Raw genomic sequence first — 11604 nt, 5'->3', positions numbered from 1 at the left:
TTATCAGCTTTTCTCACTTGAGCGTATTCGCTACCCCAAAAGGAATATGCACCATGGGAATATCCCCTGCGCCTGACTCAAGATGAGAGCGCTGATCATCAAAAAACATGTGTGGCTTGAGGCGCGACAAGATTCGCTCTTTTGCCATACCACCCAGAAAAAACGTTTCGTTGGCACTGACTCCCCAGGATTCCAGTGTCGTAATCACCCGCTCATGCGATGGGGCGTTGCGCGCCGTCACAATCGCGGTTCGCAGCACGCGTTTATAGCCCCTGTTTTTCTCTACTTCTTCATCTTCAAGTTTTTGTAAAAATGACAGCTTTTTAAATAAGTCAGCCAAAGGCCCTGGCTTATGAGGGATATGGGAGTTATCCACTTCATGCTTTTGAAAAACAGGAAGATCGCCCTTTTTAAAAACAGCTTCAGATTCATCATCCGCAATCACACCATCAAAATCGAATGCAATTCTCAGTTCTTCACTACCCTCATCATTCACGGATTCTCCCGGCAACACCACACCGGCAGGAAAGCCCGCATCGATGGCATTTTGCACATCTTTTTCATTGGCAGAGAGAAACAGCGACGCATTAAATGCCGGCACATACTCAAAGGGAGACTTCCCTTCCACAAAGGCGGCACGTGTAATATTTAACCCATATGCCTGGATAGACCTGAAAACACGCTTACCGGTGGCCGCAGAATTACGCGACAATAAAACAACTTCGACCGGCTCCTGCTCTGCAAACCGGTTGTTGATATTCAAGAATCGCTTGATAAAAGGGAATGCAACGCCTTTACCCAACACCTTCTCCAGATTGTCTTGCTGGAACTGTTTGTATGCCTTTGGTCCTTGCTCGACAAAGATCGAGTTGGATTCAGAGAGATCAAATAAAGCGCTGGATGATACAGCGATAACCAATTTTTTTTCGATGGGGTATGACATGAAAATCCCTGTAACGGCATAACGGGAGATCATAGTAATATTATTGCAGTGAAAGATGAAATCTCTGCAGGCTATATGCACTTTCACTAAGAACATAGTGGTTGATATGCCATAATAAAAAAGTTAAGAAAAATCAATTACTAGAGTCAGTCTTATGCAGAACCAACCAAACAAGCCGCCATTTAACTGGGTTCGCTTGTTTCCCTTTCTGGTATGGTCTCGCCTTATTACCAGGGACAAAGCGCGTGATGATCTTTTTGCGGGTATCACCAACGCTGTCATCGTACTGCCCCAAGGGGTAGCCTACGCACTGATTGCCGGCATGCCGCCTGAATACGGTTTATACGCGGCGATTATCCCTGCCATTATTGCTGCCCTATTTGGCTCCTCATGGCATCTTATTTCTGGCCCAACAGCCGCATTATCCATTGTTGTCTTCACCACAGTTAGTCCACTGGCGACTCCCGGCTCAACAGAATTCATCAACCTTGTACTAGCACTCACACTCATGGCGGGGTTATTTCAGTTATTGTTAGCTTTTTTTCGCTTCGGAACCCTGGTTAATTTTGTATCGCACTCTGTGGTGGTTGGCTTCACAACCGGCGCTGCTATCGTTATTGCCTCCAGCCAGGTTAAAAACATTTTAGGCATCTCGATAGAAAGTAACGGCGCTTTCCTCTCGACATGGTCCGGCGTATTTTCAGCCGCACACAACACTAATTTTTATGCACTCTCTGTCGCCGCTGTCACCGTTGTTACCTGCCTGATTTTTAAACGCCTGTTACCACGCTGGCCTAACATGCTTATTGCTATGATCATCAGCAGTGTGTTTGCATGGTGGTTAGGAGCGAACGAACACAGCATTGCGCTGGTTGGCGCGATCCCCGGTAGCTTGCCTCCCTTTATGTTTCCTGGCATTGATTCCAGTGTGTTTTATGCCTTGGCGCCCGGAGCAATCGCTATCGGCTTATTAGGCTTAGTCGAAGCCGTCTCGATTGCTCGCTCTGTAGCAACACGCTCGCATCAGTCAATAAACGGTAATCAGGAGTTTTATGGCCAGGCACTTTCAAACATTATCGGCTCACTATTTTCTTCTTACGCGTCTTCTGGCTCGTTTACCCGCACGGGCGTTAACTTCAGCTCCGGTGCAAAAACCCCATTAGCGGCTATTATTGCCGCTATATCACTGGCAGTTATCGTACTTCTGTTCTCTGAAATGACACGTTTTATCCCCATTCCCAGTATGGCGGGGTTACTGCTGGTAGTGTCATATAACCTGATTGATTTCCATCACATCAGGCTTATCTTCCGCGCCGGTAAGTCTGAATTTGCAGTGCTGATAGTGACCTTTGCGGCCACTCTTGTCATGGCGCTTGAGTTTGCTATTTATTTGGGCGTTATTCTGTCGTTGGTGTTTTATCTTAAACGCACTTCGCAGCCCAATATCGTAGAAGTATTACCCGCCCCTAATTCCAGCCGACCGTTTTTCGGTATTGCATCAGTCACCCAGCCGCGTTGTCCGCAGCTAAAAATCATCCGTATTGAAGGCTCTTTATTCTTTGGCTCCGTTAACTATGTTAAGGACTACCTTGAAAGCATCATCGAACCCAATGTACTCATTATCGGCGACGGTATGAATCATATTGATATTGCCGGAGCCGAAATGCTAATGCGCGAAGCCAAGCGCCGCCAGAATATGGGAAAGGCGCTTTATCTGACCAATCTTAAAAAACAAGTTAATGAATATCTCAGACGTGAAGAGTACTTTGGCAGCCTCGGAGAACAGGTGTTTTTTCAGTCCAAAGGGGAAGCGATTAGAAAAATATATGACCAGCTCGATCGCGACATCTGTGATCGTTGCAGCAGTCGAATTTTCAAAGAATGCAACTCACCCTCTGTAAACAGTCAGTCACATTAAAAGAGTAACGATGACATCTTATGGGCCTGGAAACACTAATTCCTTTTATCGCCATCATTGCCTTTGCCACCTGTGTGCAAACCGTAACAGGATTTGCTTTAGGTATGATTGTGATGGGAGCCGTCACTGCTTTTGAGCTGGCACCCATTGCATTCACCTCGGTAGTCATCAGTGCAGTCGTGCTGATCAATGGCGTTGTCGCCATTAAAGGCAGCTTTCATCAGCTCTTAATGAACGGTACTCTTTAGATAACCCATTAGATAACCCATTAGATAGCCCACTAGATAACCTTAAGAACCTAAACTAAGCACCATACAGAGCAAACACTTCTGCTTCTGTCATATCGGCCGTTTTATTAGAAAAGCTATAGTAAGCAGGCTTCTTATCAATAAAGATCTGATGATCAAATAACAACTCATCAATATTCTCCAGCAGCCCTACCGGCATGATATATTGATTATTCTCATTTAAATGATAAAACAGATGGGTACCACACTGTTTACAAAACCCTCGTTTGGCCCATTCTGAAGAAGCGAAAGTGGTAATATTCTCTTCTCCTGTAAATGTCACCTCAGTGCCGCAATCCACCGCCAGCAAGGGTCCTCCGCCCCACTTTCGGCACATTCCACAGTGGCAGGCACCCACCTTATTGGATACTTTGGCTACCTGAACATGTACCTCCCCACATAAACAGCTACCCGTTACTCCATTAAATTCTGACATAGCAACCTCTTGGTTTTTTCAGGCTGATTAGGTGAGTCAATGTTCGAGTCACCTTTTTAACTAGCTTCGTTTGATTTATATTTATCTCTTTCTTTCATGGCTTACTTTTATGAGCCCGCCAAATCCTGCAATGCCTGGCCTGATAGCCGATAGCCAACCCATTCATTTTGCGGCTTAGCACCTAATGACTGATAAAACTGAATCGCGGGTTCGTTCCAATCGAGTACGCTCCATTCAAACCTACCACAATTTTTTTTGACCGCTATTTGTGCAAGATGCTTCAGTAAGGCCTTACCAGCACCGGTACCGCGAGCAGCAGGCGTGACGTATAGATCCTCTAAATACAAACCGTGCTTAGCCAACCACGTAGAATAATTCAAAAAATAGACTGCAAGGCCTACCGGCTTTCCATTGCTTTCACAAATGACAGCTTTAGTTGCCGACTCTTCTGAAAAAATCGATTCTCTGATAGATGACTCGGTCGCCAATACTTCATGCTCTGCTTTTTCATAAGCAGCTAACTCCCTGACAAACTGAAGAATTACTCCAGCATCATCAATTGTGGCACTTCTGATCGCTAAAACTGGCATATCACTCCTTTTCAGATTGAAGATGGTTCATTTTCACTTGTCGGCTTATGTAGTAGATAATTCTTGAATTTTCAGGCAAATGAGATAGTTACCTAGTCCTTCTTTTCGATGGTGACCTCAAGCGATTTGGTATTACCGGCAAACCATTTCTGCACATACAAAGATCCCATAATAGGTGCTTTTCCCTCTTCCGGAACTTCCTGATAACGCACGCTGTTTTTGGTTTCTTTTTCATACTCAAAAGTAACAACAACTTTAGACATAAATTTTCTCTGGAAAAATAGTAAAGTAAAAATATACGGAGAACAAAAGCGTGAAACAAGCGCTGTTTATGCAAGTGCTCATTTTCCAATCGCCGTTTATACTAACGCCCTTTTAATCAGGGCGAGCACGCTTTCGAAAATACACAGATTATACTGAATACTTTCCACATCAAGGATATATGAATGAGCCGTCAAATTAAAAACACAGTGTCAGATGAAACCAAAACAGAAGCGATGAATATCACCCGCACTATTCAAAAACCAGGGCAAACAAAAGAGCAAAGCAAACTGATCGCACAGGGGATTCAAAAAGGCATTGACCTGTACAAAAAACAGCAAAAAGCCAAAGCACGCGATTTGGACCGTCAGAAGAAAAAAATAAAATCGGCTAATCAACGAACTACTGATAACGCGCTACCAGAAGAAGGAGTTTTAAAACACTCACAGGCAAGATCACCACTCAGCACCGCACCAACTCGACTGAAAACGCAACTGCCTTGGTTGCTGTTACTTATTTCCTGGTCAATATTTGCTGCTTATTTATGGTATTAACCGCATCAGCACAAACTACATTAGCATAAAGTACTCACTAAACATCATGTATATGAGGTGAGTTCTTTTTTACTTTTCCTAATGCACGATACTCAAGAATCAATTTAATAACTTCGTGATCACTGGCTAGCGCTGACAAAGAGTCGTCCATTGAACGGCGCTGTGGCAACGAAAGATTAAATTTATCTCGTAAAACTTCTACTACCTGTTCGTCAGAATCAGGATCAAACTCCCTTCCAGCAAAAATACAGATCCGCTGAAGGATAAACGCCTTGTTGGTCATAAATGGTATTTCCAGTGTCTTTTGATATAGCGATGACTATATCAATTGCTTTGCAGAAGAATAAAAACCGAGTATCACTTGCCTGATGGGTGGAATCAGCGATAATTTGCGCTTCTAATCATTTATATGGAACATCAGTTTGCAATTATTACGAATAGACTGCCTTGGGCGGGAGTTAAGACTCGAAGGCTCAATGGCTGGCTGGCAGGCTTTATACTGGGATAATCAACTGGTGTCACAACATAATGCCAGTGCTGATCCTTCTTCCAACCCCGTTCATCTGTTCACTTTACAGGCAGACCAGACTGAAATTCAATGCAAACTGAGTGTCGATTTAACCTGGCAGCCTTTTTCATTACAGTATCAGCTACATGTTAACGATGAAATAATAAATCAAAGCGCACTGAATGAAAAAGACATTGAGCGCCAGGAAGTAGTACAGCGTCCTAAAATACCGAACAAAATAAGCATCATCGGGCTCGGGTCGCTGGCTCTCAAATTATTCAAAAGCGCAAAAGTAATTAAAGTGCTTTTTGCAGCCGGTAGTTTAGCAGCTTACGCTTGGCTTTTTTCAATTCAATTTGCCATTGCTTTGATTCTTTGCCTGGTATTTCATGAATATGGGCACATCCGCGCCATGAAATATTTTGGCTTAAAAACCAAAGGGATTTACCTCATCCCGTTTGTCGGAGGCCTGGCACTATCCGATGACAAAATAAATACGCGTTGGCAAGATGTCTACATCTCGATTATGGGGCCGTTTTTTGGTTTCATTCTTTCTTGCGTATGCCTGCTGGTTTATTGGATTACTGATATCGAACTGTTCGCAGGGCTTGCTGTATTCAATGCTTTACTCAACCTGTTTAACCTCCTGCCGGTACTCCCATTGGATGGCGGGCATATTTTAAAAAGTATCGCCTTCTCCATGAACTCTGTGGTGGGCTTGGTTGCTTGTGTGCTGGCGGCTGTCGGTGGCATTTTTGCCAGCTATTATTTTGGTATGGCGCTGTTAGGTTTTTTATTAGCCATTGGCAGTATAGAGATCTTGTTTGAGTGGAAGCGACGTCACTTTAGTGAACTGTTACCACTGGATCGTTACGGGCAGCTTGTTTCAGCCCTCTGGTATTTTACAACGCTCGGCGGCTTAAGTGCGATCATCTGGATTCTCGGTCAGGGTGAAAACCAGGCTCTGGCCTTACCCCTTAAAATCCTGAGTAGCTAATGCGCCTGACACAGTTCTTAGTACACGCCGGGATCTGTTCACGGCGTGCTGCTATTAAAATGATTGCTGACGGCTTGGTGAGCATTAATGGCATCGTTGCTGAGCATCCGGCGACAGTAGAAGGTGATGAAAAAATCATTGCTGACGGACGAAAAGCCATACTGCCCGACCAATGCTGCTATGTCATTTACAATAAACCCGTGGGTATCGACTGTAATTGTGTTGCTGACAATCCGCATAGTATTGTTAACCATGTAACACGACCCACACGTTTATTCCCGGTTGGCCGGATTGATAAAGACTCCCACGGGTTAATGCTGCTCACCAACGACGGCATTTTATGTCAGCGCTTATTATCCCCTGATTACTCGCATCCTAAAACCTATTTAGTAAGCGTTGAGCCGCACTACCGACAACCCGATATCGGCACTGACTTCCAACAAAGAATGAGCCAGGGAATCGAGCTGGATGGCGTTTTAACACGGCCTTGTCAACTTAAACTACTGAGCAAAAATCGTTTCGAAATTACTCTGACACAAGGCCTAAACCGTCAAATCAGAAGAATGACACGCTCGCTGGGCTATAAAGTCATAGATCTGCAACGTATTCGTATTTTGAATTTAACGTTAAGTAGCTTGGCGCTGAATCAAAGCCGCGAGCTAAGCAACACAGAGATCAGCGAACTGAAGGCGCATTTATCACATAGCCAGACTCGCATCATTGGGCTCAGAGCCGATCTCTGCTAATATCACGATAATTATTTTTTTCTTCATTCACCATATAAGAACACGGCTACTTCATGAAATTATTAATCCGCAATCTTTCCCGCTCGACTACCGAAGCAGAACTTCTGGCAATGTTCGAGGCTCATGGCGCAGTACAGTCCTGCAATTTGGTGCTAGATCAGCACAATGGAAAATCCAAGGGCTTTGCTTTTGTCGAGATGCCAAAGATAGGTGATGCCAAAGCCGCCATAAAAACGCTGAACGGTACAAAAGTTGGCGATAATATTATTCGTGTCAAAAAAGCTGAAGAAACAGGCGCGAAATAAGAGACGGGGGCTAAGGCTCTTAGCATTCAGTCACAAGAGCCGTATCAATCTCTGCATATAAGATTGCTGGATGACGTCCAGCAATCCCTGAGGTGTAATCGCTGCTCAAACAGGCAGTTTTTTCTGCTTATCACGATATTTAAACTGCACACCTGACAGGAAATTACGTAGTACCTGATCCTGACAATCGCGATAATTCTGGTGATCCGGCTTACGAAAAAAAGCACTCAGCTCATGCTTGCTGATCTGGTTGTTAGCTTCTGACATCACATCAAGAATATCTTCAGCCGTCATGTTTAATGCGATTTTCAATTTCCTGAAAATAATATTATTGTTTAATACGCGCTCAGGTTCAGGTGCGGCCCCTTCTTTTTTGCCACGCATGTCATTGATCAAGCCATTCAGAAAAATAGCAAATTCGCGATCACTGCAGCGCAGATACCCGGCATCTTCCTCTTTTTTTAACCACCCCGAAACCTGTGCTCTTGTTACCTGATGGTCTGCAAGACGAAAAATTTCAATCATTTTAGAATCACTAAAATCGAAGGTATAGCGAAGGCGACGTAAAATATCGTTATTAGTCACATGTATGCTCTTAGTCGAGTGGCAGCAAGATCACAACGACTCACTGATGGGATTGCCACTTTAACAGATTAAAAGCTCATGTAGAACGAAACCTCTTCTATGTGAGCCGGTAGCAATGTTTTACCTTGTCTGATTATCAAATCAGACCGCTACTCTTTCTGAAGGCATTCAGGGTGTGTAATGCGTGACTCATTCAAACATCAAGACTGGGTAGTGAACTTCTGGAAGTGAAGTGTAATTGCCCCCCCAAGCTTTATTGGCCTATAATTATTCTAAGGTAGTAGATGTTCAGTTATTACGCTGGTGTGGGAAATATAAAATGCAAAACTTGACAGGCGCTGAATTGATAGAAAAATTTGGGATAGATTATTTCAAAAACGCTTCGACCCTGGGCGCCCTATCAAACAACGCTCTCACTTATCTGCTGGAAAATGGCATCATCTTCCAGCTGGATAAAGGGGATCAATTATTTGCATACGACTCACCCGGCGACAACTTCTTTGTTGTGTTAAAAGGCACCATCCAGTTCTTCAAAGAAGGCAAACACCAATCCACACATATCCGTACCTACCAATTTGGTCAGGAAATAGGATCAGTAGCAATGATCGGTCTGCATAATAGGGTCGGTGATGCCTTCGCCGGGGAAGACAGCATCGCACTTAAAATATCCTGTAGTCTGTTCCACTCTTTACACGAAACCTTTCCGACTGACTTCGGCATACTCCTGCTTAATCTATCCAGAGAGATGGCCAGACGCCTTAGAGAGTGTGACGACAAACTAGCCAATCACAATATCACCGACTAGATCAGCTTTTGAGTTGCTTAGCGATCAGCTCTCTGCCAATTAACTCACACTGATCCGGCAGCATCGATTTGTAGCCAGATATTGTGCGCACGGGCAATCTTGCTGCAAACCGCTACCGGATCATAAGCACCGGTGACTGTTGTCCCTGCCGTTAAGCCAATATAGAAAGGCAGATGGCCTTGCTTGAGGCTTTTAGTAATCTCTTTTTGTAACGCGACAGAGCAGATCCTGCCCTCATTTTTACTGGCCACAGTCACCAGGTTATCTGTTCCGATAGCCAACACATTAGCCGCTTTTTGCGCTGAGTAATGCGCCTGATCACAGCCCTCTTCTCCTAACGAGATATCCAGAATTTTCTCCAACTCAGCAGCGGCAGGCACCTGCGAGACAGGCCTGTTTTTCGGCATCCACTCGTGAATAGCGCGGGATAACAGCTCAAGGCGTTCTTTCATCTGTCACATCTCCAATAGTATCTCCAGCGACAACCAATAACACCACTAATCCCAGCCGACACGACTTGTGTGATGGAAAAATAGATAGAACAAGCCGGCCAACAGCTGGGTGTTATGGCCTTGCTTCATTCAAGTGCGATACCTGCGCCGAAGCGCTGAACGACGCACAGAATGTGAATTGCTTAATTATATTCTTAGCTACCTTATAAACTGATCATTGCCGCATTCAGGCCCTTGCCATTCTCTAATAGTTCACATCTAATGGAGCTCTAGGGCAAGATGGATGATGGTCTTGCTACTGAGGATTTTTACATCATTTTCTAGGAGCATTTATGAAGCATGAAGAGATATCAGAGGATCACTCTGACCCTCTGATAAAAGCATTACACCGTGCAATTCGGGCTGGAATAAAAATACTGGCTGTTTTGATGGTATTTGTAATCTTCTGGAGTATTGCCGATGTTGTGCTTGTTCTCTACAACAAGCTGGCATCCCCACCCTTTTTTCTCCTTGATATCAACGATATACTTGAAACTTTCGCGGCCTTTCTGGTTGTACTGATAGGTATAGAAATCTTCATCAACATCAGACTATATCTTGGCAGCAATACCTTTCCTGTAGAGTTAGTTATTGCAACGGCGCTTATGGCGATTGCCCGAAAGGTTATTGTATTAGACCTTAAGCTTGTTACTTCAGAACAGGTAGTAGCTCTTGGTTTTGTTACCCTTGCACTGGGTGTGGCTTACTGGCTGGTTAAACATAGCAATAGTCTGGTTAGCAATAATCAAAATCAAGACCATACTCTGAATTAAACCTGCCAAACACTCTCTCCAGGGACCCAATAATTATTGATTCAGGGTTTTGCTAAACGATGTTAAATCTTCTTTATTTACTTCTCGGGATCGGGTTATTAACCGCTGGCGGTGAAGTATTGATTCGAGGGTCGCTGGCTATCGCTAAGCGACTGGGTATTTCTCCTTTGCTTTCAGGACTCCTGATCGTTGGGTTTGGTACATCAATGCCAGAACTTGTCGTTTCAGTTGATGCGGCTATCAACGGGCAGCCCGATATAGCCATAGGGAATGTTGTCGGTAGCAATATTGCCAATATTCTATTGGTGCTTGGTCTCTGCGCCGTGATTAGTCCTTTAGCGGTTTCGCCTTTGTCGCTTCGCCGTGACGCTGTGGTAGTGATTGCTGCCAGCCTGCTGTTTGTCTTGCTCGCGTCAGGACGCGCATTGTCTGTTGTTGATGGAATGATCTTTATCACTGCCCTTTTTAGCTATTTAATATGGGCTTATTGGACGGAACAGGATAAATCCACACTTTCGGGTGCTTTACATGAAGCTGAATCCGCGGAAATAGAAAAGATTCCAGAGTCTTTTTTATGGTCTGCAATTGCCGTTATCGGCGGGCTTGCTTTACTGATTGCAGGTTCTCAGGTGTTGCTCAAAGGCGCCGTGGGTATTGCGAATGGCTTAGGTGTATCAGAGGCTGTTATTGGACTAACATTGGTCGCCGTTGGTACATCTCTTCCTGAACTTACGATTTCTGTCATTGCGGCTCTGAGGCGCCACGCTGACGTAGCCGTCGGAAATATCCTTGGAAGCAATATTTTCAATATATTAGGTATACTCGGTGTTTCTGCTATCCTGCAGCCGCTTACGCTTAAAGGACGAGTGCTCGAGTTTGACCAGTGGATAATGCTTGGGGCAGCGTTCCTGATTTTCCTGTTCTTATTTACAGACCGCAAACTAAGCCGAATAGAAGGCGGTGTGTTATTGCTGGGTTACTTTACTTATCTCTTCATCAGTTTCTTTTTCATTGAGAGTTAATCCAGAGCGAGACGCTATCCGGTGCTTTCTTCTGATGCTCTAGAGCCACAGTCCCTAGCAACAGTCCCTAGCAACAGGGCCGAGCAACAGGGCCAGCAAAAGTACTGAGCAAGAGTACCGGGTAATAACACCGAACAATTGTGATTAACGCGGTAACCACAGGATCATGATAATGCAGAACACAACCAAGGCTATAAAATAGCGTATAAACTTTTTTTGCGCTGCGTTAATGTTCTGCTCTTTCTGGGCGACTGTTGGCGTTTTGCAGTGCGGGCAATAACCCAGTTCTTCTGAAAAGCTTTTGGCACAATGGCTACAGGCAATCTCACTCATAATAAATACTCGTCCACCAATTAAGCCGCTACCTTAACCCAGTCAGACAT

General features: G+C 44.4%; 16 protein-coding genes. 9 read left to right on the top strand and 7 right to left on the bottom strand.

Going from position 1 to position 11604, the window contains the following annotated elements; translation table 11 throughout:
- Positions 1–13: 13 nt before the first annotated feature.
- Positions 14–943, bottom strand: coding sequence for a 5'-nucleotidase (locus ABY436_RS16140; protein ID WP_372739964.1), 930 nt, complete (start codon positions 941–943; stop codon positions 14–16).
- Between the two features lie 154 nt (positions 944–1097).
- Between ABY436_RS16140 and ABY436_RS16135 the strand changes: the two genes are divergently transcribed.
- Both ABY436_RS16135 and ABY436_RS16130 read left to right on the top strand, forming a co-directional pair.
- On the top strand, positions 1098–2861 hold the full coding sequence (locus ABY436_RS16135) for a SulP family inorganic anion transporter (RefSeq protein WP_372739963.1): 1764 nt from the start codon (positions 1098–1100) through the stop codon (positions 2859–2861).
- A 20-nt stretch (positions 2862–2881) separates the two neighbouring features.
- Positions 2882–3109 carry a hypothetical protein gene (locus ABY436_RS16130; RefSeq protein ID WP_372739962.1) on the top strand — a complete coding sequence of 76 codons (228 nt, stop codon included), beginning with the start codon at positions 2882–2884 and terminating at the stop codon, positions 3107–3109.
- 55 nt (positions 3110–3164) lie between these two features.
- Here ABY436_RS16130 and ABY436_RS16125 read toward each other — a convergent pair whose 3' ends face one another.
- From ABY436_RS16125 to ABY436_RS16115, 3 genes are all read right to left on the bottom strand, one after another.
- Positions 3165–3584, bottom strand: coding sequence for a GFA family protein (locus tag ABY436_RS16125; RefSeq protein WP_372739961.1), 420 nt, complete (start codon positions 3582–3584; stop codon positions 3165–3167).
- A gap of 107 nt (positions 3585–3691) precedes the next feature.
- Positions 3692–4174 (bottom strand): N-acetyltransferase family protein, encoded by a 483-nt coding sequence (locus ABY436_RS16120; RefSeq protein WP_372739960.1) that lies wholly within the window; start codon positions 4172–4174, stop codon positions 3692–3694.
- Positions 4175–4266: 92 nt separating this feature from the next.
- Positions 4267–4437 carry a hypothetical protein gene (locus tag ABY436_RS16115; protein ID WP_372739959.1) on the bottom strand — a complete coding sequence of 57 codons (171 nt, stop codon included), beginning with the start codon at positions 4435–4437 and terminating at the stop codon, positions 4267–4269.
- Positions 4438–4644: 207 nt separating this feature from the next.
- Between ABY436_RS16115 and ABY436_RS16110 the strand changes: the two genes are divergently transcribed.
- Positions 4645–4989 carry a DUF2956 domain-containing protein gene (locus ABY436_RS16110; protein ID WP_372739958.1) on the top strand — a complete coding sequence of 115 codons (345 nt, stop codon included), beginning with the start codon at positions 4645–4647 and terminating at the stop codon, positions 4987–4989.
- Positions 4990–5026: 37 nt separating this feature from the next.
- Here ABY436_RS16110 and ABY436_RS16105 read toward each other — a convergent pair whose 3' ends face one another.
- Positions 5027–5272, bottom strand: a complete 246-nt coding sequence (locus ABY436_RS16105; RefSeq protein WP_372739957.1) for a hypothetical protein — start codon at positions 5270–5272, stop codon at positions 5027–5029.
- Between the two features lie 139 nt (positions 5273–5411).
- Between ABY436_RS16105 and ABY436_RS16100 the strand changes: the two genes are divergently transcribed.
- From ABY436_RS16100 to ABY436_RS16090, 3 genes are read left to right on the top strand one after another with little or no spacing between them, the layout of a single operon-like run.
- Positions 5412–6494, top strand: coding sequence for a site-2 protease family protein (locus tag ABY436_RS16100; protein WP_372739956.1), 1083 nt, complete (start codon positions 5412–5414; stop codon positions 6492–6494).
- Positions 6494–7240 carry a pseudouridine synthase gene (locus ABY436_RS16095; RefSeq protein WP_372739955.1) on the top strand — a complete coding sequence of 249 codons (747 nt, stop codon included), beginning with the start codon at positions 6494–6496 and terminating at the stop codon, positions 7238–7240. Before ABY436_RS16100 ends, ABY436_RS16095 begins: the two co-directional genes overlap by 1 nt.
- A 53-nt stretch (positions 7241–7293) precedes the next feature.
- Entirely contained in the window at positions 7294–7545 is a 252-nt protein-coding gene (locus tag ABY436_RS16090) for an RNA recognition motif domain-containing protein (protein ID WP_372739954.1), read from the top strand.
- Between the two features lie 105 nt (positions 7546–7650).
- On the opposite strand, the gene ABY436_RS16085 is transcribed toward ABY436_RS16090, so the two are convergent.
- Positions 7651–8130 carry a DUF1456 family protein gene (locus tag ABY436_RS16085; RefSeq protein WP_372739953.1) on the bottom strand — a complete coding sequence of 160 codons (480 nt, stop codon included), beginning with the start codon at positions 8128–8130 and terminating at the stop codon, positions 7651–7653.
- 319 nt (positions 8131–8449) lie between these two features.
- On the opposite strand from ABY436_RS16085, the gene ABY436_RS16080 reads away from it, so the two are divergent.
- Entirely contained in the window at positions 8450–8935 is a 486-nt protein-coding gene (locus ABY436_RS16080) for a Crp/Fnr family transcriptional regulator (RefSeq protein ID WP_372739952.1), read from the top strand.
- A gap of 44 nt (positions 8936–8979) precedes the next feature.
- Here the strand turns inward: ABY436_RS16080 and ABY436_RS16075 are convergent, their stop codons facing one another.
- The gene (locus ABY436_RS16075; RefSeq protein ID WP_372739951.1) at positions 8980–9387 is read right to left on the bottom strand and encodes a pyridoxal-dependent decarboxylase; all 408 of its coding nucleotides are present in this window, start codon (positions 9385–9387) and stop codon (positions 8980–8982) included.
- 332 nt (positions 9388–9719) lie between these two features.
- On the opposite strand from ABY436_RS16075, the gene ABY436_RS16070 reads away from it, so the two are divergent.
- Complete coding sequence (locus tag ABY436_RS16070; RefSeq protein ID WP_372739950.1) at positions 9720–10199, top strand: phosphate-starvation-inducible PsiE family protein; 480 nt, start codon at positions 9720–9722, stop codon at positions 10197–10199.
- A gap of 59 nt (positions 10200–10258) precedes the next feature.
- On the top strand, positions 10259–11221 hold the full coding sequence (locus tag ABY436_RS16065) for a calcium/sodium antiporter (RefSeq protein WP_372739949.1): 963 nt from the start codon (positions 10259–10261) through the stop codon (positions 11219–11221).
- The last annotated feature ends 383 nt before the right edge of the window (positions 11222–11604 follow it).

It is taken from the genome of Neptunomonas sp. (genome assembly GCF_041601355.1).
In the GTDB taxonomy this organism is placed as follows: domain Bacteria; phylum Pseudomonadota; class Gammaproteobacteria; order Pseudomonadales; family Balneatricaceae; genus Neptunomonas.
The sequence above is the reverse complement of the archived record's forward strand: the minus strand, read 5'-3'. Positions and strand labels throughout refer to the sequence as shown.